Source organism: Brevibacterium linens ATCC 9172 (assembly GCF_900169165.1).
GTDB classification, from domain to species: Bacteria; Actinomycetota; Actinomycetes; order Actinomycetales; family Brevibacteriaceae; genus Brevibacterium; species Brevibacterium linens.
The window spans coordinates 189,124-213,010 of sequence record NZ_FXYY01000004.1 but is presented as its reverse complement, the minus strand read 5'-3'; the positions used below and the strand labels follow the sequence as shown (position 1 = coordinate 213,010).

18 protein-coding genes are annotated in these 23,887 nt (G+C 64.8%); 16 read left to right on the top strand and 2 right to left on the bottom strand.

The features are described from left to right. The first annotated feature begins 93 nt into the window (after positions 1–93). From rsmI to BLIN9172_RS05585, 10 genes are all read left to right on the top strand, one after another. A complete protein-coding gene (rsmI, locus tag BLIN9172_RS05630) occupies positions 94–966 on the top strand; it encodes a 16S rRNA (cytidine(1402)-2'-O)-methyltransferase (RefSeq protein ID WP_101554203.1) in 873 nt (290 codons plus the stop codon). A gap of 293 nt (positions 967–1,259) precedes the next feature. Further along, a complete protein-coding gene (locus BLIN9172_RS05625) occupies positions 1,260–2,324 on the top strand; it encodes a type IV toxin-antitoxin system AbiEi family antitoxin (RefSeq protein ID WP_101554168.1) in 1,065 nt (354 codons plus the stop codon). A gap of 203 nt (positions 2,325–2,527) precedes the next feature. Then, entirely contained in the window at positions 2,528–4,243 is a 1,716-nt protein-coding gene (gene metG / locus BLIN9172_RS05620) for a methionine--tRNA ligase (protein ID WP_101554167.1), read from the top strand. Beyond that, positions 4,243–5,244, top strand: a complete 1,002-nt coding sequence (locus BLIN9172_RS05615) for a TatD family hydrolase (protein WP_101554166.1) — start codon at positions 4,243–4,245, stop codon at positions 5,242–5,244. The genes metG and BLIN9172_RS05615 overlap by 1 nt, the downstream gene beginning before the upstream one ends. Before the next feature lie 334 nt (positions 5,245–5,578). After that, positions 5,579–6,865, top strand: a complete 1,287-nt coding sequence (locus tag BLIN9172_RS05610) for a resuscitation-promoting factor (protein ID WP_101554165.1) — start codon at positions 5,579–5,581, stop codon at positions 6,863–6,865. Positions 6,866–7,364: 499 nt separating this feature from the next. Then, positions 7,365–7,658, top strand: coding sequence for a co-chaperone GroES (groES, locus tag BLIN9172_RS05605; protein WP_025778277.1), 294 nt, complete (start codon positions 7,365–7,367; stop codon positions 7,656–7,658). Positions 7,659–7,694: 36 nt separating this feature from the next. Next, the gene (gene groL, locus BLIN9172_RS05600) at positions 7,695–9,287 is read left to right on the top strand and encodes a chaperonin GroEL (RefSeq protein WP_101554164.1); all 1,593 of its coding nucleotides are present in this window, start codon (positions 7,695–7,697) and stop codon (positions 9,285–9,287) included. 295 nt (positions 9,288–9,582) lie between these two features. Beyond that, on the top strand, positions 9,583–11,151 hold the full coding sequence (locus BLIN9172_RS05595; protein ID WP_101554163.1) for a polysaccharide pyruvyl transferase family protein: 1,569 nt from the start codon (positions 9,583–9,585) through the stop codon (positions 11,149–11,151). A 178-nt stretch (positions 11,152–11,329) separates the two neighbouring features. Next, positions 11,330–12,106, top strand: coding sequence for an ABC transporter ATP-binding protein (locus tag BLIN9172_RS05590; RefSeq protein WP_101554162.1), 777 nt, complete (start codon positions 11,330–11,332; stop codon positions 12,104–12,106). Further along, the gene (locus BLIN9172_RS05585) at positions 12,103–13,533 is read left to right on the top strand and encodes an ABC transporter permease (RefSeq protein WP_101554161.1); all 1,431 of its coding nucleotides are present in this window, start codon (positions 12,103–12,105) and stop codon (positions 13,531–13,533) included. Before BLIN9172_RS05590 ends, BLIN9172_RS05585 begins: the two co-directional genes overlap by 4 nt. A 104-nt stretch (positions 13,534–13,637) precedes the next feature. Here BLIN9172_RS05585 and BLIN9172_RS05580 read toward each other — a convergent pair whose 3' ends face one another. Beyond that, positions 13,638–15,155, bottom strand: coding sequence for a class I adenylate-forming enzyme family protein (locus BLIN9172_RS05580; RefSeq protein WP_101554160.1), 1,518 nt, complete (start codon positions 15,153–15,155; stop codon positions 13,638–13,640). A gap of 92 nt (positions 15,156–15,247) precedes the next feature. On the opposite strand from BLIN9172_RS05580, the gene BLIN9172_RS05575 reads away from it, so the two are divergent. Together BLIN9172_RS05575 and BLIN9172_RS05570 are read left to right on the top strand one after the other, a co-directional pair. Next, complete coding sequence (locus tag BLIN9172_RS05575; protein WP_101554159.1) at positions 15,248–15,850, top strand: TetR family transcriptional regulator; 603 nt, start codon at positions 15,248–15,250, stop codon at positions 15,848–15,850. Further along, positions 15,847–17,577, top strand: a complete 1,731-nt coding sequence (locus BLIN9172_RS05570; RefSeq protein ID WP_101554158.1) for an acyl-CoA dehydrogenase family protein — start codon at positions 15,847–15,849, stop codon at positions 17,575–17,577. Before BLIN9172_RS05575 ends, BLIN9172_RS05570 begins: the two co-directional genes overlap by 4 nt. A 144-nt stretch (positions 17,578–17,721) precedes the next feature. On the opposite strand, the gene BLIN9172_RS05565 is transcribed toward BLIN9172_RS05570, so the two are convergent. Continuing rightward, positions 17,722–18,174 (bottom strand): hypothetical protein, encoded by a 453-nt coding sequence (locus BLIN9172_RS05565; RefSeq protein ID WP_145997924.1) that lies wholly within the window; start codon positions 18,172–18,174, stop codon positions 17,722–17,724. A gap of 304 nt (positions 18,175–18,478) precedes the next feature. On the opposite strand from BLIN9172_RS05565, the gene BLIN9172_RS05560 reads away from it, so the two are divergent. The 4 genes from BLIN9172_RS05560 (at position 18,479) to BLIN9172_RS05545 (ending at position 23,682) form a co-directional block, all read left to right on the top strand. After that, on the top strand, positions 18,479–19,549 hold the full coding sequence (locus tag BLIN9172_RS05560; protein WP_101554156.1) for a pseudouridine synthase: 1,071 nt from the start codon (positions 18,479–18,481) through the stop codon (positions 19,547–19,549). Between the two features lie 69 nt (positions 19,550–19,618). Continuing rightward, positions 19,619–20,281, top strand: coding sequence for a GntR family transcriptional regulator (locus tag BLIN9172_RS05555; protein ID WP_101554155.1), 663 nt, complete (start codon positions 19,619–19,621; stop codon positions 20,279–20,281). 203 nt (positions 20,282–20,484) lie between these two features. Next, positions 20,485–22,011, top strand: coding sequence for an IMP dehydrogenase (guaB, locus tag BLIN9172_RS05550; RefSeq protein ID WP_101554154.1), 1,527 nt, complete (start codon positions 20,485–20,487; stop codon positions 22,009–22,011). Positions 22,012–22,452: 441 nt separating this feature from the next. Beyond that, a complete protein-coding gene (locus BLIN9172_RS05545; protein ID WP_101554153.1) occupies positions 22,453–23,682 on the top strand; it encodes an MFS transporter in 1,230 nt (409 codons plus the stop codon). Positions 23,683–23,887 lie beyond the last annotated feature (205 nt).

Here is a 23,887-nt window from a genome sequence, read left to right as displayed (position 1 = left end):
TCAGACGCGGATCCGGCCTCAGACGAGGACCCCACGGAGGCGGCCGGCCACGGAGCCGACGACAACCTCGCCGAGGCGGCGCCGTCCGACGACATCGACCTGACCGATGACGCGGGGCCAAGATTCGGTCCGAACCTCACCGGCGGCCGACTGATCCTGGTCGGGACTCCGATCGGCAACCTCGGCGATGCGAGCCCGCGGATGCGGGAGGCCATCGAAACTGCCGATGTCATCGCCGCCGAGGACACGCGTCGGTTCCTATCGCTCGCGCAGCGGCTCAACCTCACGCACACGAAGCGTGTCATCAGCGTCTTCGACCACAACGAGGGCCACCGCGCCCCCGAACTCGTCGACATCATCGCCGCTGGTGAGACCGTTGTTCTGCTCTCCGACGCGGGAATGCCCGCCGTATCCGACCCCGGCTACCGCGTGGTCAGGGCCTGCGCCGAGGCAGGACTTCCGATCACCTCGACACCGGGGCCGTCCGCGGTGCTCATGGCACTCGCGGTCTCGGGACTGCCGAGCGATCGGTTCAGCTTCGAAGGGTTCCTGCCGCGCAAGTCCGGGCAGCGCAAGACCCTGCTGACCGAGCTCAAGGCCGAGAAGCGGACGGTGGTCTTCTTCGAAAGTCCGCACCGCATCGCCGATGCGATGGACGACTTCGCCGAGATCATCGGCGCCGACCGGCCCATGGCCATCAGCCGTGAGCTGACGAAGACCTACGAGGAGACTCTGCGCGGAACCGTCGGTTCACTGCGCGATCGGGCCGCTGGAGGACTGCGCGGGGAGCTGACCCTTGTGCTCGCCGGCGCCACCGAGGTCGAAACGGCTCCGGAGGACCACCTCGGCGAGGTCAGCGCACTGGTCGACTCCGGAGTACGTGCCAAGGATGCGGCCGGGCAGGTGGCGAAGAAGTTCGGCCTGTCCAAGCGCGATGTCTACGAGGCCTGGCTCCACCGCGAGTGACGTGGGCGAGCGTGGCCGTGACTTGAACGTTTTCCGTTGTGGATTGCTGCGGCACACCTAGAGTCAGAAAGCACGGTTTCAAACAGGTGCTTTTCGACTCAAACCGGGCCGTCAGCGTCAATAGCCACCGATTCCGACGGTGAGGGGCAGTGGAACAGCGTTGCGACTCGTGCTCAGCGTGCTGTTGATCCGACCTTCACTGAGCCACCCTGCGCATGTGGACGTTCGGGTCGTATCCACAGTCTTCGAATCGGGTCTTGTCGCCGCTGACAGCATGTCGACATGGTGGCGACATGAAGAGCAATGTCGTTTACTTTCAGGACCTGCGGAACGTCGGAATCTCAACGACGGATATCAGAGGAGCGTTGGACTGCTGCCTGAAGAAGCTGTCTCGAGGCGTGTATTCGGTGATCCGACGGTGCAATGTCAGCTCACACCAGCGGTTCTCCGTTTTCGCGACGGACATCGCCTGGCTTGAGCAACACGAAGCGGGCCTGACCAGAGAACCTGATCAGGCGCGCAGGTATGAAGAACATCTGAAACGCCTGCAGATCATCCACTATCCGCACTTTCGCCCGGATGACATCGTATGCGGAGTCTCAGCTGCGCGATTACACCGGATCGGGATGTTCAACGAGCCGGATCAGCCAGTGTCGGTGTTCCATCCGGCGGCGAGCACGCGGACCAGTGAACTGGTGCGTCGGCGCAGGACGATCGCGGCGGAAGACATCTGCACTGTTGCCGGGCTGCGGGTGACGACCCCGGTTCGCACTGCGCTGGACCTTCGAAGCGAACTCGGAAACGCTGCCGGATTCGCAGCGATGGAACAAGTGCTCCGTCGCCGTATGCTCGGCGGCGACGAGGACCTCATTTTCAGACTCGGGTATCCGCCCACTCTGCTCGGCGATGTTCCCCAAATGCAGATCGACCTCTTTCTGGAGCCGATCATACGTCTGGCCAAAGGAAAGAAGGTTGCGTCCACGCTGGCAAGGCTTGCGTCGCCCCTTTCCGAAAGCTACGCGGAAAGCCGAGCGGCGTTCAATCTGCATCTGCTCGGACTGAGTGACTTTGCCCAACAGATCGAAATCCTCGACGGGGGTCGTCTGCTGACGAGACTCGATTTCCTTCTCCGTGAGGACCAGGTAGCTCTCTATGTGGACGGATCTCAGAAATATGTCGATGGAGGCTTCGACCTCATGAACAAGGAGAGCCGGCAGCACAATCGTCTGCTGGCGATGGGTTACAAAGTAGTGCGCTTCAAGTTCAATGAGGTCCAGTCGCCGAAGCAGTTCGGTGAGAAACTGTTCCACCAGGCTCCTGAGCTCCGTGGGCGGTGCCGCAATAGGCTTGTTCGCTGACTCCGTCTCTCGGTGTCTCCTCCTCCCGTCGTACGGAGCCGCGCAGTGCTGTCAGCGGAGTCGAGAGCGGCGGCTACACGGTTTGAGGCGCACAGCACGTGTTCAAACAGGGGCTATTCGACTCAAACGGTGCTTTCGCGGTCGAAGGTCCCGCACCCGCCCATGCGCGCCCGCCGCACCGCGTCCCTTAGACTGAGTTCCCTATGGGTTACTACTTGACGACAGCGATTGCCTACCCCAACGGGGCCATTCACATCGGGCATGCCTATGAGTACATTGCGGCCGACACGATCGCCCGGTTCAAGCGACTGGACAATCATGATGTCTTCTTCTGCACCGGCACGGACGAGCACGGACTGAAGATGCTGCAGGCGGCGAACAAGCTCGGTATCACCCCCAAGCAACTCGCTGACGACAACGCGAAGAACTTCCGCGACACCCAACTCGCCCTCGGCTCGACCTTCGACCGTTTCATCCGCACCACCGACGACGACCACTACACTGCGTCGCAGGCCATCTGGCGCAAGCTCGAAGAGGCCGGCGACATCTACCTCGACACGTACTCCGGCTGGTACTCCGTGCGCGACGAGGCCTTCTACACCGACGACGAAACCGAAGTCGTCGACGGCGTCCGCCTGTCCAAGGAAACCCGCACCGAGGTGACCTGGACCGAAGAGGAGTCCTACTTCTTCCGCCTCTCGAAGTACCAGGACAAGCTGCTCGAGCTGTATAAGAACCACCCCGAGTTCATCGGCCCGGACTCCCGCCGCAACGAGATCGCCTCGTTCGTCTCCTCCGGGCTCAAGGACCTCTCCGTCTCCCGCACCACCTTCGACTGGGGCGTGCCGGTGCCCGGCAACGACAAGCACGTGATGTACGTGTGGATCGACGCCCTGACGAACTACATCACCGCCGCCGGTTTCCCGGACGACGACGAGAAGTTCGCGAAGTGGTGGCCCGCAGACGTCCACATCATCGGCAAGGACATCATCCGCTTCCACTCGGTCTACTGGCCCGCGTTCCTCATGAGCGCCGGCATCGAGCTGCCGGGGCGCGTCCACGCCCACGGCTTCCTCTTCAACTCCGGTGAGAAGATGTCGAAGTCCGTCGGCAACGTCGTCGACCCCCTCGACCTCGTCGACGCCTTCGGCCTGGACACCCTGCGCTTCTTCCTCTTCCGTGAGTTCTCCTACGGCCACGACGGTTCGTACACGAAGGACTCGATCATCACCCGGAAGAACTCCGACCTCGCCAACGAATACGGCAACCTCGCCCAGCGTTCGCTGTCGATGATCCAGAAGAACTGCGACGCCCAGGTGCCGCAGCCAGGCGAACTCAGCGAGGCAGATGAAAAGCTCCTCGCCCTCGCCCGGGCCGTACCGGAGACCGCCCGACGTCACGTCGACACCCAGGCTCTCCACCTCTACGTCGAGGCCTGCTGGAAGGTGCTGTCCGAGGCCAACCGCTACTTCTCCGCGCAGGAGCCGTGGAAGCTGAAGAAGACCGAGCCTGATCGCATGGCCACCGTGCTGTGGGTGACGATCGAGGTCGTGCGCATCATCTCCATCCTCATCCAGCCGGTCATGCCCGATTCTGCGGGCAAGATCCTCGACCTCCTCGGTGTGCCCGAAGGCGTCGGTGAGGCCGGTGCGAAGGTCCTGCCGACCGCCGTCGATTCCGGATCCGGCGCCGAGGCGATGGGAGCCGTATCCGCGGGTGCGGGCATCGGTGTCGCCGCCGGTGCCGCCTACGCTTCGGCCGCCCTGGCGCCGAATGTCGCCGAGGCCGCTGCCGATGGCATCGCCGCCGCCGAGGCGGATCCCCGGTCGTTCGCGGCCGTCGGGTTCCCGCTCGAGCCGGGCACACCCCTGCCGAAGCCCGAACCCGTGTTCCCGAAGTTCGTGGAGGAGACCGAATAATGGCCTCGCGCGCCGCCGGAACCTATCCACCGGTGCCCGAACCGCTCGCTCATCCCATCGTCGACACCCACACCCACCTCGACATCTGCACGGGTGTGCGGCTGCCGTTGGGCGCCGGCGAACCCGAACCCGAGGTGACCCCGGAGACGGACGAAGAGTTCCCGACGCTGGATTTCTTCCATGACACCGCCGCCGAGGCTGGGGTCCGTCGCATCGTCCAGATCGGCTGCGACCTGCCGGCAGCCCGGTGGACGACAGCGCTCGTGGCGTCCCAATTCTCAGCCACCCCCGCCGAGGCGGTCACGCAGGTGGGTTCCCCCGCCGAGGCGGCCGACCCCCGTACAGTGCCCGCCCCTCCTGCTGAGGGGCGGACGTGGATGATCGGCGGAGCCGCCCTGCACCCCAACGAGGCACCGCGGCTGGCCGAACATGGCCTGCTAGACGACGCGCTCACCGAGATCGAATCGCTCGTGTCCTCGCACGAGCGCATGCGTGTGGTGGGGGAGACCGGTCTCGACTACTTCCGCACAGCTGAGGAGGGCGTCGCCGAACAGCAGCGCTCCTTCCGTGCCCATATCGAGATCGCCAAGCGCACGGGACGTGCACTGCAGATCCACGACCGGGAGGCACACGCCGATGTGCTGCGCATCCTCAAGGAGGAAGGCGCCCCCGAGGTCACGATCTTCCACTGCTACTCCGGTGACGAGGCAATGGCCCGCGAATGCGCCGCGGAAGGCTACTACATGTCCTTCGCCGGCAACCTCACGTTCAAGAACGCCGACGAACTGCGGCGGGCCGCGGCGGCTGCTCCACTGGAGCTGCTGCTGACGGAGACCGACGCACCCTTCCTCACCCCGCACCCGCACCGGGGGAAGCCGGGCGGTCCCTACCTCACGGCGATCACGGCGCGGAAACTCGCCGAGGTGCGCGGAATGAGCGAAGAGGATCTGTGCGCTGCCGTGTGGAGCAACGCCGAGCGGGCCCTCGGCAGCTGGGACTGAGCCGGACCCGGGGGAAGCGGGGACTGGACCTCGGCGCGCGAGGGGTCGGGACTGGGACCCAACCCGCGGCAAGCGTGAATCGGCACCCGGCCGGATGGCGCACAGCCGCACCTGGGCCGGACTCCGCCCCGTCGTTCTGTGAGCGAGGTAACGGGACGTGGTGCCGCCTCGGCGAGGAAATATCACGATCGGGAATGCCCCGGAACCACGGGGAACTCCAGGTCAGACACGCCCTCAGGAAACTCACACCGTTACATTTCCGTGATATTTTGCGAACCGTGTAACGAATCGGTTACAGTGAACGGGTCGATAAACTCTGCTCAGGGATATTTTTGTGATTGATTTTCTGAAGAACCGCAAGGTTCAGATCGCTGCACAGGCGGTCGTGATCACCGGACTCGTCGGTGGCACGGGCGCAGTTGTGACCATGAACAAGCCTGTGACCTTGGAGGTCAACGGGCAGGCCGAGGAGATCCGGACCTTCGGTGGAACGGTCGGGGACATCCTCGACAGCCATGAGATCGATGTCGGTAAGCGCGACCAGGTCAAGCCCGGTGTGGGCACCGAGGTCGACCGTGACATGACGATCACCGTCAACACGGCGAAGAAGGTGGCGCTGTCCGTCGATGGCAAGGAATCCGACGAATGGACCAATGCGAACACCGTGGGTCAGGCTCTGGCCGACCTCGGCGTCGACGCGAAGGGCGCCGACCTCAACGCGAAGGCCGGCCAGCGGCTGAAGGACGAGGGCAACGATATCGAGGTGACCACGTCGAAGAACCTCACCGTCGTCGCCGACGGCAAGGACCACAAGGTCTCGGCCGCGGTGGGCACCGCCAAGGAGGCGCTTAAGGACACGGGCGTCAAGCTGGATGAGGACGACTTCCTGTCCGTGCCGATGTCCGCCGAGGTCTCCGACGGCCAGGTGCTCACCGTCAACCGCGTGAAGAACGACACCGTCAAAGACAAGCAGACCATCAAGGCCAAGGTCGAGACCAAGAAATCCGACTCCCTGTATGAGGGTGAGACCAAGGTCGAGACCGAAGGCAAGGACGGCGAGAAGCAGGTCACCTACAAGGTCAAGACGATCAACGGCGAAGAGGTCAAGAAAGAGAAGAAGGACGAGAAGGTCCTCTCCGAACCCAAGGCCAAGGTCGTCATCCAGGGCACCAAGAAGAAGGAAGAACCGGCGGACACCGGCGGCTCCGACTCTGGTGACTCCGGCGATTCCGGTTCGGGCGACTCCGGCGATTCCGGTTCGGGCGACTCGAGCACCGGCGGCGACTCGAGCACCGGCGGCGACTCGAGCACCGGCGGCGACTCGAGCACCGGCGGCGGCTCCGGCTCCGGAGGCGGCGACATGAGCACCGCAGAGATCAAGGCCATGCTCGGTGGACCCGGATCCAAGTGGTACCAGGTCGCCAAGTGCGAATCGAACTTCAACCCTCGTGCGGTGAACCAGTCGAACCGCGCGCACTTCGGTCTGTTCCAGTTCAAGCTCGCCACCTGGCAGTCCATGGGCGGCAGCGGCAACCCGATCGATGCCAGCCCGCGGGAGCAGTTCGAGCGCGCCAAGAAGCTCCAGGCCGCAGCCGGCTGGGGACAGTGGGCCTGCGCCTGATCTGAGATCGGAGCCGGGGTGCCGACTGGGCACCTGACGGCATTGAACTCTGGCCGCCATTGACAACAGATATCGACAACTGAGCTGAGGCGGTCAGCAAGGAGCGTGGGCCCCGAGGGAGAATCCTCGGGGCCCACGCTCTTTCGTGCCCGTCGGGGCAGGGTAGAGGTGCGAGTTGCGGACGATCCGTGTTGGAAAGGCCCGCGCATTCCCGCACGGATCGACCGGAACTCGACACCGGTGCCAACGGAAGTCCACACCGGTGCCACCCCCCGCGCAGCCCCCGAACTGAACTTTCGCCCAGAGTATGACGAATTGCTGGCACTCAAGTTGACCGAGTGCTAAGAGCGTTCTAGAGTCAGAATTAGCACTAGCACTCATTGAGTGCCAGTTTCATGAGACGGTCGAATCGCTCGGCACCCGCGACGACGAGAGGTTCATGGCAGCAGCCGCCGTCTGACTCGATGAAATAGAACCCAGCGAAGGGAGAGGGCCCGATATGTCGGTCTCCATCAAGCCACTCGAAGATCGGATTGTCATCCGTCAGGTCGAAGCAGAACAGACTACCGCCAGTGGTCTGGTCATTCCCGAAACCGCCAAGGAGAAGCCTCAGGAAGGCGAAGTTGTCGCAGTGGGCCCGGGCCGCGTTGCTGACAACGGCAACCGCGTGCCGGTCGACGTCGCCGTCGGCGACAAGGTCATCTACTCCAAGTTCGGAGGCACCGAAGTCAAGTACGCAGGCGAAGAGTTCCTCGTGCTCTCGGCTCGCGACGTGCTCGCCGTCATCGGCTGAATCCCCTGAACAACCACTTCACTGACAGGAGGACGAATGCCTAAATCATTGGAATTCAACGACGAAGCCCGTCGTGCACTCGAAAAGGGTGTCAACACCCTGGCCGACACCGTCAAGGTGACGCTGGGACCCAAGGGCCGCAACGTCGTGCTCGACAAGAAGTGGGGCGCTCCCACGATCACGAACGATGGTGTGACCATCGCCCGTGAGGTCGAGGTCGACGATGCGTACGAGAACCTCGGCGCACAGCTGGCCAAGGAAGTCGCCACCAAGACCAACGACATCGCCGGCGACGGAACCACCACCGCGACCGTTCTCGCTCAGGCCTTCGTCAACGAAGGACTGCGCAACGTTGCCGCAGGTGCCGCACCCGGACAGCTCAAGCGCGGCATCGAGACTGCCGTCGAGGCCGTCTCGCAGCAGCTGGGCACGATCGCCCGCGACGTCGCCGACTCCTCGGAGATCGCACACGTCGCCGGTCTGTCGGCTCAGTCGCCCGAGATCGGCAAGCTCATCGCCGATGCCTTCGACAAGGTCGGCAAGGACGGCGTCATCACGATCGACGAATCGCAGGCCGCGTCCGTCGAACTCGAGATCACCGAAGGAATGCAGTTCGACAAGGGCTTCCTGTCGCCGCACTTCGTGACCGATGCCGATCGCCAGGAGGCTGTGCTCTCCGACGCGCTCATCCTCATCAACCAGGGCAAGATCTCCAACATCCAGGAGCTCCTGCCCGTCCTCGAGAAGGTGCAGCAGGCCGGCAAGCCGCTGTTCATCATCGCCGAGGACATCGAGGGTGAAGCTCTGTCGACCCTGGTCGTCAACAAGCTGCGGGGTATCATCAACGTCGCCGCCGTCAAGGCTCCCGGCTTCGGTGACCGTCGAAAGGCCATCCTCGAGGACCTCGCCGTCCTCACCGGTGGCCAGGTCGTCACCCCGGACATGGGCATGAAGCTCGACCAGGTCACCCTGGAAGAGCTCGGCAACGCCCGCACCATCACCGTCACCAAGGACAACACCACCATCATCGATGGTGCTGGTTCCGACGATGCTGTTGCCGGTCGTGTCGCTCAGATCCGCGCCGAGGTCGAGAACACCGATTCCGACTGGGACCGCGAGAAGCTGCAGGAGCGCTTGGCCAAGCTCTCCGGCGGAGTCGCTGTCATCAAGGTCGGCGCCGCCACCGAGGTGGAGCTCAAGGAGCGCAAGCACCGCGTCGAAGACGCCGTGTCCGCTACTCGTGCCGCCATCGAAGAGGGCGTCGTCGCCGGCGGTGGATCGGCTCTGATCCACGCTGCGAAGGTCCTCGACGGCAACGACCTGGGACTGTCCGGTGACGCGCTCACCGGTGTCGAGATCGTCAAGCGCGGAGTCGTCCAGCCGCTGCGCTGGATCGCCGCCAACGCCGGCCAGGACGGCTACGTCGTCGTCGCCAAGGTGACCGACCTCGAGTCCGGCCAGGGCTACAACGCCGCCATCGGTGACTACGGCGACCTGATCGGCGCCGGAATCATCGACCCCGTCAAGGTCACCCGTTCGGCGCTGCGCAACGCCGCTTCGATCGCCGCCTTGGTTCTCACCACCGAGACCCTGGTCGTCGAGAAGAAGGACGAGGAGGACGAGGACTGAGCCATTCGCTCGGACTGAGTCATCTCTGACCACGACAGTGGCCCGGAACATCACGTTCCGGGCCACTGTCGCATTCACTCTCGCACGCATCGGCGTATGCACCCTCGCCGAGGCGGCCGCCGCTTTTTCGACGCATTCTGAGTGGCTGTGTCCGAGCCTGACCTCGGCGTCGGCTTGAACGCGAACGTATTCACCTCGGAGACAGGCGCTGTTCACGAGCGAACGCATCGCTGTCGTTACAGTGATCGGAACATTCGATTGAACTTCTGCACTCCGTGAAGTGAACAAGGGACCCATGAAGAGAATTACGATGATCGGCGATGTCGGGTGGAGCCAGTTCTACCACCTCGGCGATGAGGCGATGACGGAACTGGCCATCGATGAGCTTCGTGCCCGAGCGGATATCGCCATCACGCTTATCGCCGGTGAACCCCAGCACGCGAGCGAAATGTACGGCGTCGACGCTGTCAGACGCATCGGGTTCAGGCGCGACCGACGTCCCAATACCTCTCGGATGAAGAAGATCCTCGACTACGTTGCCGGAGATCGGAATGCGCTGAAGGCAGATGACCCGGCGATCGACGTCGTCGATGCAGTCCGGAATTCCGCGGCCGTCCTCATCGCGGGCGGTGGCAACCTCAACTCGATGTTCGCCCATCACATCTACGAGCGTGCGACCCTGGCGAAGATCGCCCGTGCCCTCGGCAAACCGTATGCGTTGACCAACCAGACTCTCGGCCCGCTCATCTACGACGAGGATCGGGACATCGTCCACGACCTCCTCGCCGAGGCGGAGTTCGTCGGAACCCGCGAAAGCTACACGACCCAGCTCGTCGACGATCTCGGACGAGGTTCCGCGACGGTGCGCCGTCAGGTCGACGACGCGTTCTCATTGACAGCCCGCGACGAGGACCGGTCTGCCGTGTCGGATCTGACCGAGCGTCCATTCATCCTGGCCAGCTTCGCCGAGAAGGCCTCGACCCCGATGCTCAGTGATGACGAATACCATGCGCGACTGGCGGAACTCACTCGTCGGCTCGCCGAGGTTACCGGGCTGCGGGTGCTGCTTGTGCCGCACGGAGGGGCGCTGCCCCCGGCACCGGAGACGAGAGACCAGCTCACCGACCCGAAGATCGCTCAGGCCAGCGGGCATGCCGAGGTCGTTCCCACGCGGATGCTCACCGCACGAGAGCTCATCGCTCTGACGGAGCAGGCCCAACTGGTCGTCGGCACCCGTTACCACGCGGCGATCTTCGCCGGAGCCGCGGGCATTCCCTCCGTCTCATTGGCACCCAATCTCTATTCGTCCATCCGCATGAGGGGAGCTGCGGAGAACGTCGGCATGGAGGACTACGTGCTGCCGCTCGATTCGGTCGACGACATCGTGTCGACTGCCGTCGGAGCGGTGGGAAACCGAGACGAGCTCACGGGCCGACTGAGTGCACAGTCGCAGAAGCGCCGCGCTGAGCATCAGCAGTGGTGGGACTTCGTCGTCGCGAAGACGCTGGGCGACAGCCCCGGAGCGGCGGAGACCGAAGCACCCGGCTTCTTCCACGCCGAAGCGATCGACAGCCCATACGTCGACGCCATCGGCGTAGTCCGCGAACGTCTCAACGCCGTCCAGAACTACGGGCTGGTGATGGCGCTCAAGGACCGGAAGGCGGCACGGGCGAACGAAGAGGTGCAGGCGGTGAAGTCGCAGTTGCAGCGCCTACGCGCCGAACGCGACGAGGCCCGCCGACGTGATGAGCGGCGCGAGTCCGAACCTGCTGTCCGAGCAGTCCGGCGCGTGGAGAGCACAGGTCGCCGAACCACGGAGTTCGCCCGTCGCGCATATCGCCGGCTGCGTGCCGCTCGCAGGTAGGGTCTCAGCTTCGATCTCGAAGGTGGGAGAGCCAGAAGGTACGCTCCGTAGGCGGGCCGAAGCGGATCTTGCCCTCCCACAGCTCGCTCACACCTACTGGCCAGTCGCTTTTCATGTTTCTGAGCGCTGATCCTCGTTAGTCTGGAAATGACAGCGTGCACCGACGCATGAGGAATCTATGACCACCGGCCCGACGATGCCCATCGCCCGACTTCGCGACGTTTCGAAGGTCTTCGATCCGAAAGGGGCAGCGGTCACGGCTCTCAGCGGGGTCAGCCTCGACATCGCACCGGCCAAGCTGACCGCGGTGATGGGGCCCTCGGGATCCGGGAAGTCAACACTCATGCACGTCCTCGCCGGACTCGATCGTCCCACCTCGGGCACGGTCCACCTCGGCGAACAGGAGATCACGAAGCTGCGCGACGACGACCTCACCGCCCTGCGCCGCCGCCGGATCGGATTCGTCTTCCAAGCGTTCAACCTCGTGCCCACGCTCACCGTCAAAGAGAACATCCGCCTGCCCTTCGAACTCGACGACCGTCGGCCGGGTGCCGACGAGCGTGCCTGGATCACCACGATCGTTCACCGCCTGGGGTTGGAGGACCGGCTCAAACACCGACCCAACGAGCTCTCCGGCGGCCAGCAGCAGCGCACCGCCATCGCCCGGGCACTCGCGACCCGCCCGGACATCCTCTTCGCCGACGAACCGACCGGCAATCTTGATGCGAAGTCCGGTCGCGAGGTCATGGCGATCATGGTCGAGGCCGTCCGTGACTTCGGCCAGTCGATCGTGCTCGTCACCCACGACCCGATCGTCGCCGCCCATGCCGACCGCGTCATCTTCATCGCCGACGGCACCCCGGTGACCGAGCTGAACGACGCCATCACCGCCGAGGCGATCGCCTCGACCATGCTCGGCATCGACGAACGCGACGACACTGCGGTGAGCCGATGAACCCGCTGCGCGAAATCCGGACCAACCCGCGGCAGTTCTTCCCCAGCGTCCTCGTCGTTTTCATCGCCGCCCTCTTCGGCACCGCAATCATGCAGGGCATCGCGATCCTGACCGCGTGGCTGTCGTCAGAGAAGATCATCGCCGAGTCCGAGACAGCGCAGAACTTCCTCTCGATGATCGGTGTCACCTTCTTCCTCATCGCCCTCTTCGTCTCCGCGATCGTCATCGCGAATACGTTCTCGATCATCATCGCCGGTCGCAGCCGCCAGCTGGCCCTGCTGCGCCTCATCGGGGCGTCGTCGAAACGGCTGCGCAGGGCCGCCTCGGCGGAGGGACTGATCATCTCCGTCCCCGCCGCGGTGCTCGCCTTCGCGGCATCGACCGGGCTGGCGAAAGCGGCCCAGAATTATCTGGGCAGCGCCATCACCGAGGAGGTCGCCCTCCTCACCCCGACCATGGCCGTTCCCGCCCTCGCCACGATCATCGTGACTTGGGCTTCGGCGTACCTGGGGGCGCGCCGCATCACCGGGATCTCGCCGATCGAGGCGACCTCGCAGGCGGTGGAGGTCCGGCCCGAGGATGCCCGGGCCTCATTGGGCGGACTCACGGCCTCGCTGATTCTGCTGTCGATGGGGCTGACGTTCCTCGTCAACGCCGTGATCGGGGCTGCCGACCATCGGATCAGCCTGATCAGCGTGGTGCTCACCGCATTGGGGTCGAGCCTGACCTTCCTCGGTGTCATCATCGGCCATCCGTGGATCCTGCCGCCCCTGCAGGCGGCGATCGGCTGGCTGTGCGGGCGCACCGCGGTGTCCCGGTTGGCCGCCTCGACGATCGCCCGCCATCCCACCCGGAATGCCCGCACGGTCATCGGACTCGTCATCGGCATCACGCTCATCGTCATGTTCGCTACCGCCATGACGACCTTCCGCGATCAGCTGCTGCGGTACGCGCGGTCGCTCGGCGAGGAAGGGTGGGGCGGCCTCGAGGACGCGCTGGCCACCGTCATCGACAAGTCGATGCTGTTCGCGCTGACCCTCATCCTCTTCTCCGTGATCATCGCCATCATCGGCGTCGCGAACACACTCATGCTCTCCGTGCGTCAGCGCACTCAGGAGATCGGGCTGCTCATGGCGCTCGGCCAGACCCCGAAGCGCGTGCGTCGGATGATCACCGCCGAAGGCCTGCAGCTGAGCCTGACCGCCTGCGCGGTCGCCGTCCCGCTGGGCATCGTCTTCGGGTGGGTCGGCGCACTGACCCTGCTCTCGCCCCTGCTCGGCCTCTTCGCACCGAGCGTGCCCTGGGCGGTTGTCATCGCGGTCATCGCCGTCATCGTCTGCACCCTCATCGCCGTATTCGTCGCCAGCCGCGAACCCGCCCGCGCGGCCACCTCGATCAGTCCCGTCGAGGCACTCGAAGCCGTGTGAGGTAGGCGCCGGGAAGGACGCCTCACCGAGGCTGTGCCCGGAGTCGGGATCGCCCTGCCGACCGCCGGACTGCGGCTGTTCATGCAGACACAGACGGACGGGCCTCAGTCGGCGGCCACCTCGCTGCGCAGCTTGTGCTTGAGCAGCTTGCCTGAGGGGTTGCGCGGCAGTTCATCGACGGTCAGTACTTCGCGCGGCAGCTTGTAGCGGGCGAGCTTGTCGGCCAGGTGGTCGCGCAGCTCTTCGACACCGAAGTCCTCACCATCGGTGGTCGTGATGAAGGCGACGACCTGCTCGCCCCACTGCGGATCCGGCTTCGCCACCACCGCGACGTCGGCGACCCGTTCGTGGGTGATGATAACCTCCTCGACCTCGAGGGAGAATACATTCTCGCCGCCGACGATGATGACGTCCTTCGAGCGGTCGACGATATAGAGATACCCGTCCTCGTCGAGCCGTGCGAGATCACCGGTCTTGTACCACTCGCCCTCGAAGGCCGCCTCGGTGGCTTGGGGATTGCCGAGGTATTCGCGCATCCGGGTGTCACCGGCGAACCAGATCTCGCCGGTCTGACCGGGACCTGCCTCGGCACCGTCGGCCGTGACCACGCGCATGGCGTTGCCGACCATGGCATGCCTGCCGACGGATCCGGCCTTGCGGAGCTGGTCCTCAGGTCCGAGAAGGCAGCCGGTCGGCCCCATCTCGGACATGCCGAAGAGGTTGTAGAACTGGTTCGTCCCATAGGCCTCGATGAGCATGGCCGCCGTCGCGCGGTCGATCGGAGCGCCGCCGTAGTTCCACCGGCGAATGGACGAGAAGTCGTAGTCGGAGAAATCGAAGCCGAGCTTCTTCGCGGTCATGATCGGCGCGACATAGGCGACAGTGGGTCCGAAGAACGTCGTGATCTGCTCCGCTGCGATGATCTGCATCGACTCCACCGGGTGATACGCCCGCTGGAGGACGACGGTCCCACCCATCTGGATCGTCGGGATGAGGGCGATATTCAGCGGCGCCGAATGCCAGATCGGCATGCAGATGAGGTACCGGTCGTCGCTGCGGTAGCCCATATTGAGGTTGATGAGAGTGCCGACTTGGAAGATGTTGCGGTGCGAATGCACGCATCCCTTCGGTGAGCTCGTTGTGCCCGAGGTGTAGAGGATCTGCGCGACCTGCTCGTCGGTGAAGTCGCCGGGTTCGGCCTCTGCGGCGGCATCGAGCTGCACGTCGAAGCTGCCCGGGGTGTTGGGCTCGGTCTCCAGCCAGGTGATGTCCGGTGCCCCGGCCCGCGCGATCTCGGCGAGTTCGGTGCTGACGATGCCGAGCCTCGCTCCCGAGTGCTCGATCGTGTATTCGACCTCCGGAGCTTGGAACTTGTGATTGACCGGCACGACGGTCGCGCCGAGGTACCACGCACCGAAGGCGGCGAAGACGAACCCCGGGACGTTGAAGGTCATAATGGCCACGACATCGCCGGAGCCGACGCCGTTGTCGGCGAGCACCTGGGTTGCCTTGAGTGCTCGGTGCCGCAGCTCGGCGTAGGTGAAGCGCTGGTCCTCAAAGACCAGAGCCTCCTTGTCCGGGTGCCGCAGAACGGTGGTATCGAGCATGGTTCCGAGCTTCATTGCTTCTCCCTGTGACGAGTGCCATACTGAAAACAATTGAACCACGATTCATTTCTTTGGGGAAGTGAGCTCTTCGACGATCCGAGGTGAGGATGGCGTACCGCGCAACCCAGCGCACCCGGGCCAATGCCGAGGCGCGTCGGGCCGGCATCGAACGCGCCACTCGACATGTCATTGCCCGCGGAGGGTTCGCCTCGGCGAGTGTGGCCGCGGTCGCCGCCGAGGCCGACTGCAGCGCCGGATCGATCTACACGTACTTCAGCAGCCGTGATGAGCTGCTGCGGCTGGTCTTCGCCCAGGCCGCCGGCCACGAACTCGACGTCATCGCCGGCACCGTCGACGAAGCATCCACCGCCGCCGAGGTCGCGGAATCGACCGTCGAAGTCTTCGTCCGCCGCGCCGTGGCCGGCCGCAGGCTCGCCCACGCCCTGCTGCTCGAAGAGGTTCCCGAGCCTGTGCAGAGCGAACGTCTGCGGCTGCGCCGCGGATACGTCGCCGCCATCGGGGCAGCCCTTGACCGGGTGGGCGGCACGACGATCCCCGCCGAGGTGGTCGCCCGGTCGATCGTCGGAAGCGTCGGAGAGAACCTCGTCGACATCCTCGATCCGGCCACCCCGAATCCGAGCTCCGCAGAGATCGAGTCCCTCATCAAGGCACTGACCACCTACACCAGATCCGCATTAGGAGAACCATGACCACGACGCCCGACACCGCGTCAACGAAAGCGAACCCTGCAGCCGCACGCTCGGCAGACCCCGGGTCGGACCCCACCACCCCGCGGACGACGCATACGGTGTTCAACCAGGCGCCGCCTCGGCGAGATATCAACGAGTTCTCGCTGAATACGGCCCTGAAAGACGCGCTCGCCCACTATTCGCCGGGTGCCTCGCACGATGAGCTCGAGCGCATCGGGGCGCTCGTCGGCAGCGCCGATTTCATCAACGACGCACGCTTGGTCAACGTCCACGGGCCGGTGCTGCGGACCCACGACGACTGGGGCAATCGCGTCGACGAGATCGAATTCCACCCGGCTTACCACCGGATCATCGGCGATGCACTCGATGCGGAAGCCCACTCCTACGCCTGGACGCACCCCGGGCCGGGGGCGAACGTCGAACGCGCCGTGCGATTCATGCTCTTCTCCCAGATCGAACCCGGCCACGCCTGCCCGGTGTCGATGACGCACGCGGTCGTGCCGTCCCTGCTCGTCGACTCCGCTCTCGCCGATTTCTGGGTGCCGCGTGCCACCGCCGCCGGGTACGATCCGCGGAGGGTCGACCCGGCGACGAAGTCCGCAGTGACCTTCGGCATGGCGATGACGGAGAAACAGGGCGGATCGGACATCCGCGCGAACACCACCACTGCGGTCCCGGTCGGCGACCACTACCTCATCACCGGCCACAAATGGTTCTGTTCGGCTCCGCAGTCCGATGCCTTCCTCGTCATCGCCCAACTTGATGAGGGACCGAGCTGCTTCGTCGTGCCCCGAGTGCTGCCCGGCGGTGACCTCAACTCGGTGCGGATCCAGCGGCTCAAGGACAAGCTGGGGAACAGATCCAATGCCTCCTCGGAAGTCGAGTTCGACGCCACCCAGGGGTGGCTGCTGGGGCAGCCGGGCAGGGGAGTGCGCACGATCATCGAGATGGTCGCCCAGACCCGGCTCGACTGCGTCCTCGGCTCGGCCGCGGGGATGCGCCAAAGTGTGGCCGAGGCGGCCTGGCACGCCCGTGGGCGCGCGGCCTTCGGCACCAAGCTCATCGACCAGCCGCTCATGCGCGCGGTCATCGCCGACCTCCAGCTCGAAACCGAAGCGGCCACCTACACGGCGCTGCATCTTGCCGCCGCCTATGACGACGACAGCGCCGAGGCGGCCGACTTCCGGCGCCTTGCCACGGCTGTCGGGAAGTACTGGATCTGCAAACGCGGGCCCGAGCACGCGTACGAAGCACTCGAGTGCCTCGGCGGCAACGGCTACACCGAAGCGTTCCCCCTGGCCCGCCGCTACCGGGAGCAGCCGGTGATGGCGGTGTGGGAAGGATCCGGAAACGTCATCGTCCTCGACGTGCTGCGTGCCTTGGCCCGTGAACCGCGAAGTGCCAAGTCGTTCCTCGGCTTCCTCGAGACCGGATTGGGCCAGCACACGGACTTCGATGCAGCCTACGAATCGCTGGCGCGGTCGCTGCAGTCAGCGGTGCAGGATCTGGATTCCGGGGATGCGGCGGCGCGGGCGGCGCTGCAGGGGCGAGGCCGAGTTCTCGTGGAGAAGATGGCGCTGCTCATGCAGGTGGCGATCCTCTTCGAATCCGCGCCATTTGAGGTGGCATCGAGTTTTGCGGCGGCCCGCCTCGGTGCCGATCGGGGCCGCGAATACGGTGCCCTGCCCGACGGCGTCGACATCGACTTCCTCGTCGCCCGGGCGTGAGCGGGATGCCCTGTCGCTGAAAGCACAGTCTGAGTTGAACAGCACATGTTTGAAACTGGGCTATTCAACTCAAACTGTGCCGCGACGCGGGGCCTCCGGCGCGCAGCCGAGTGCGGTGGGGGCAGGGTGCAGCGGGGCGGTTGTTCAGCTGCGGCGGTGCGCGGAGACGCAGCGGCGGCGGTCGACGCGCATGACCCTCCCGCCGTAGCGCAGGCGACGCTGAACGCAGTCCGGCGGTCCGTCGAAATCCGGTCGCGGTGTGCGGGAGACGACAGCCGGCTTCTGTTCGAGATTGAACGAATCGGCTTCCCACTCCGAAGTGCGACGTGCCCCGAACTCGGATCTGTCGATGAACGCCCGGAACTCTGCGACCAGTCGCTCCTGCATGTCGTAGAGGCTCTCCTCGTTTCCGGGGAAGTCGAGGAGGACTTCAATGGCCTCCCCGGCGACGACGATCCGCGCAATGAGCCGACGCTCATCCTCGGTGTCTCGGAGCATCGCGATGCTGTCCCATTCGTAGTTCGCGAACATTCCGAGAACGATCGGGGTGACGACCTTCTCGCAGAGGACATCCTGCGTGAGTTCGATGCGGTCCATGTGTCCCACCATAGGTGCTCGGCCGGCGGGAATTCGAAGGCGTCTCGGAGTTTTGCGGAAACCGCGGCCGATCTGCGGTATCCGGCAGATTCTGTGCGGTTCCAGAGCTTCCGCGCCGGTGCTTTCGCGACCGTGCTTCCGCGACGGTGCTTTCGCGACCGTGCTTCCGCGACGGTGCTTTCGCGACCGTGCCTCCGTGCCAGTGCTTTCGCGACCGTGCTTTCGCGCGAAAGCTTCCGCGACCGCGCCGATGGTGGCGCCGCATCGGCTGGGGACGAAGGCGGCACCGCATAGACTTGGCCCCATGCCCCGCAGTCCGCTTCCGCCCCGAGAGGGAATCTCGGCGACCGCTCTGCGGGCCCCCGGTGGCAAGGCCACCCATGCGAAGAACCACCTGCCCGTTCCCGACTCGATCGGCGACTGGCTGGAGACCGAATTCCCCGAGGCGGCCCCCGAGTCCCGACAGGCGCTGCTGACCGATGGGGACATGTGCGACGAGGCGGGGCGCCCGGTGACCTGGGACGATCCGGTCATTCCCGGCGGGTTCTACTTCTTCCATCGCCCGGTCCCGGCCGAAGAGCGGATCCCCTTCGACGTCGGGATCGTGTTCGAGGACGAGGATCTGATCGTCGTCGACAAACCTCATTTCCTCGCCAGCACTCCGAACGGGCGCTTCGTGCGCGAATGCGTCGTCACCCGGGTGCGTGTCGATCTCGACCAGCCCGACCTCGTCGCCATCCACCGACTCGACCGGATCACCGCCGGTCTGCTGGTTCTGTCGAAACGGCCCGAGACGCGCGGCCGCTACCAGCGTCTGTTCCAAGACCGCAGGGTTCACAAGACCTACCGAGCTCTGGCGCCGGCCCCGCCGCCGGAGCTCGAATTCCCGATTGTCCGGGAATCGCGCCTGGTCAAGCCTGTCGGCGGACGCCAGGTGCTCGAAGTCGCAGGGGAGCCGAACGCGGTCAGTCGGATCCGACTCGTGCGCACGATCGGAGCACAGGGACTCAGCCCCAGCGGGACTCGAGTGGATACGGATGCAGTTGGGCCGCCTCGGCGAGGGGGAGGTGACCATGCACCGTCCGAATGGGCGGGAGACGAGGACGAAGGTCCGCCTCGGGGAGGGATTGCCGAGTACGAACTTGCGCCGGTCACGGGCAAGACCCACCAGCTGCGGGTGCACATGAACGGGCTCGGGCTGCCCATCCTCGGTGATCCGGTCTATCCGGTCGATCTCGCCCCGGATCCGTACGACTTCACGTCACCACTGCAGCTGTTGGCCGCGGAGATCGCATTCGACGATCCGCTGACGGGGTGCCCGCGCCATTTCAGCTCGCATCTGAGCCTCGACCCGGGTGCGGTCGCTGCGTCCTGAGCGGTCGGCTCAGGCAGAGTCGGCGGCGAAGTTCGCCCATGGTCGGCGGGGACACGGTAGCCTGGTGGTATGAGTCCACATTCCCCCGGCTGCACGTCAGAGGCGATCGTCGCCCTTGTCCGCACCCGCATCACCAGTGGTGAATACCCGGCGGGAAGCCCGGTCCGCGATGGTGCCTTGGCCAAGGAGTTCAACGTTTCGCGCAACACCGCCCGCGAATCGCTGAGCCTGCTGCGCCACGCCGGGCTGCTCACCCAGGAGCCCAACCGGGGTTTCTTCGTCTCCACCTTCGGCATCGACGAGCTCAAGGACCTCTACCGTGCCCGCCGAGTCTTCGAGATCCGCGCCGTCCAGGAATCGCAGGATGCCACCGACGAGGCGATGGCCGCCGTCGAAGCCTCCGTGGTCCGGGCCGAAACCGCACCGAAGAACGAAACCTGGGCCGATGCGCAGGAACACTCGGCATCGTTCCACCGCGCGATCGTCGGCCTCCTCGGTTCACCGCTTCTCGACGAGTTCTACCTCAACCTCATGGCTCGGCTGTCGACGACGTTCTCGCGCTCGCCCGAACCCGGCAAATACCATTCGCACTGGGCGAATCCGCACCGGGATATCCTCGAGAAGATGAAGTCCGGGGACCGGCAGGGCGCCGAAGGGCTGCTGCGCATCCACCTCGACGACTCCGAAGCCTCGACCCTCGACCTCGCACGGTCCGTGGGGGAGGGGCGGTAGAGCTTCGGTGAGGATGGGGCGGCGGCCACCTGCTTCGGTGAGGGCTTGACGATGAGCCGCCTCGGTGAAGGTTTCCCGCACGAATCCGACAGCTTTTCCTGTGTAGCCAGTCTCACAGTGCTCGGTACTTGAACCCATAGCCGTCGGCTGTCGCGCTCCGATAGCATTGAGCCACCGTATCTTCGCGTCGAAAGGCTGTCTTCATGGGAAACCCTGAGCAGGAATCACAGGCCGCAAACGATCCGTTCTCGCTGACGGGACTCACGTATGACGATGTCCTCCTCCTGCCAGGCGACACCGATGTCATCCCTTCCGAAGCCTCCACGGCCTCCCGGCTGACCAAGGAGATCGAACTCAACATTCCGCTCGTCTCCGCGGCGATGGACACCGTGACCGAATCCCGGATGGCGATCGCCATGGCCCGCATCGGCGGACTGGGCATCATCCACCGCAACCTCTCCGCCGAGGATCAGGCGAACCAGGTCGATTACGTCAAGCGCTCCGAATCGGGCATGATCAACGACCCGCTGACGATCACCGCGGACAAGACGCTGGAAGAGCTCGACGAGATCTGCGGCAAGTACCGCATCTCCGGACTGCCCGTCGTTGACGAGAACAATGTGCTCGTCGGCATCGTGACCAACCGCGACCTGCGCTTCGTCACCCGCAGCGAATTCCCCACGCGCACCGTCGCCGAGACGATGACGAAGATGCCGCTGGTCACCGCCCCCGTCGGCGTGGCCGCCGAGAAGGCCTTCGAGCTGCTCGCCGAACACAAGGTCGAGAAGCTGCCCCTCGTCGATGACAATAACGTCATCCAGGGCCTCATCACCGTCAAGGACTTCGTCAAGACCGAGGAATACCCGCTGGCGACTAAGGACGACGAGGGTCGCCTGCGTGTCGGTGCCGCCGTCGGATTCTACGGCGACGCCTACGAGCGTGCAGGACTGCTCGCCGAGGCGGGAGCCGACGTCCTCGTCGTCGACACCGCCAACGGTCACGCCCGCGGAGTCACCGACATGATCAAGAAGGTCAAGTCCGATCCGGCGTTCTCCGGCGTGCAGATCATCGGCGGAAACGTCGCCACGAAGGAAGGCGCGCAGGCGCTCGTCGAGGCCGGAGTCGACGCCGTCAAGGTCGGCGTGGGACCCGGATCGATCTGCACCACCCGCGTCGTCGCCGGTGTCGGCGTCCCGCAGGTCACCGCCGTCCACCTCGCCGCTCAGGCCGCCCGAGCCGCCGGCGTCCCGGTCATCGCCGACGGCGGACTCCAGTACTCCGGTGACATCGGCAAGGCGCTGGTCGCCGGTGCCGACACCGTCATGCTCGGATCCCTGCTGGCCGGGTGCAACGAGTCGCCGGGCGAACTCATCTTCGTCAACGGCAAGCAGTACAAGGCCTACCGTGGCATGGGCTCGCTGGGCGCGATGGCTCCGCGCAAGGGCAAGTCGTATTCGAAGGACCGCTACTTCCAGGCCGATATCGCCACCGACACCGACCTCATCCCCGAGGGCATCGAAGGTCGTGTCGCCTATCGCGGTCACCTCAAGCAGGTCGCCCACCAGCTCACCGGAGGTCTGCGCCAGACGATGTTCTACGTCGGCGCCCGCACCGTCGACGAGCTCAAGGCCAAGGGCAAGTTCGTCCGTCTGACCACGGCTGGGTTGAAGGAAAGTCACCCGCACGATATCCAGATGACCGTCGAGGCCCCGAACTACGTCGTGAAGTGAGGTAGGCAGGACCTCTGGCAGAGGGGACTCTGGTCGATGAGAAGCCGCAGTTTCCGCGTTTGCGCGGAGGCTGCGGCTTTTTCGTGCGTCTGCGAATGCGCGGGGGTTGCGGCTTTTTCGTGCGTTCGCGAGTGCGCGGCATTTCTAGGTCAGCTTCGGATACTGTCTGACCGAAAGTAGGTCAGCATCGGATACTTTTCCGGCGACAGAAGTATCCGATGGTGACCTAAGTTTGCTCAAGCGGAGGGGCGAAGGTGGAGTTCCGGACGATCCGTGCGGGATTCTGTGCTGAGACCCCGCACGGGGCGTCCGGAACTCAGCGAGCGTGGTGCCTCGCACTTGCCGTTCCTCTCTCCTTGCGCAGAGCTTCGGGTCGAGGCGCAGGCTCTTCTCCTTGCGCAGAGCAGCGGGTCGAGGCACAGACTCTCGTAGACTGACTAAATGTCGTTGAGCCGCAGCTTCCGAGTGCTGTGGGGAGCCAATGCACTCTCGAATCTCGCGGATGGCCTGGCCTTTGTCTCGATGCCTCTGCTCGCTGCGTCATTCACCGATGACCCGCGAATCATCGCTGGTTTGGCTACCCTCTATGCGGTCGTCCGCCTCTTCGTCGCATTGCCTATCGGTGTTGTCGTGGATCGACTTGAACGCCGGAAACTGATCGTCGTTGCCAATCTTCTGCGGGGACTCGCGCTGCTGGGATTCGCGCTCTCATTGCAGTTCGGGCTGTCGTCACTTGTCGCGCTCTACCTTGCCATGGCGGTGGTGGCCGCTTTGGAGAGCACTGCGGACAACGCTGCCGTCGCAATCCTGCCGTCGCTGGTCGACCGTGGAAGATTGGAGGCAGCAAATGGAAGAATCGCCGCTGCGCAACTCGTCGCCGATGAATTCGTAGGACCTCCGTTAGGAGGACTTCTCATTGCGGTCGCAGCGTCAGCGCCGGTCTTCGCAATGGGAGGACTGTGGTCAGCAGCGGGTCTGATCGCTTTGGCTCTGCCCGCCCGCCGGGCCCGACGCGAACACGACCTGTCGTCACAGCAGCGGATCGCCGGGAGCTTCCCCTCGCCCATGGAGATGTACCGCGAATCCATGGACGGCCTTGCGTGGCTGGCTCGTCACAAACTCGTCGGTGGGCTTGCTCTGATCGGTGCCCTAGCCAGTATCGGATACATGCTGGCGTTTTCGATCCTCGTGCTGATCGCCCGAGACCGGCTCGGACTCGGTGAGACAGCCTATGGTTTCCTCCTCGCGTTCTCCGCACTCGGCGGTCTCCTCGCAACCTTTGCAGCACCCGCACTGCGACGCCGACTGGGCGCGAAATGGACCATCGCCGCGAGTCTTCTGCTCGGAGCGCTATCGCTGGGTGGGCTCACATTCACAACAGACCCGCTGATCGCAGGAGCCTTATTGGCCGTCTACATCTTCCACGCGGTCGTATGGAACATCTGCTCGACTTCGCTCCGCCAGAGGCTCGTGCCCGATTCGCTGCTGGGAAAGGTCGGCGGCGCGACTCGCGTCATGGGGCTGTCCGGACTTGCCATCGGCTCCTTGGCGGGAGGCCTTCTGGGCACAATCAGCCTGATGATTCCTGTGGCCACAGCCTCTGGAGTCTTCGTGATCTGCACGGTCCTGGCGGCGGTGCTGATCGACGACGAATCGTTCTGTGAGGATTGATCCAGGCGCCCAACGAGCGGCAGATCTAGGTCAGCATCGGATACTTTCCGGCGACAAAAGTATCCGATAGCGACCCATATTTGCTGAGGCGAAGCGGTAAAGGCTGAGTTCCGGACGATTTGTGCGGAATTATGCCTCGGGACTCCGCACGGGGCGTCCGGAACTCGGGAGCCGGATCCGCCATGAACGTCTCACGATGTTGGAC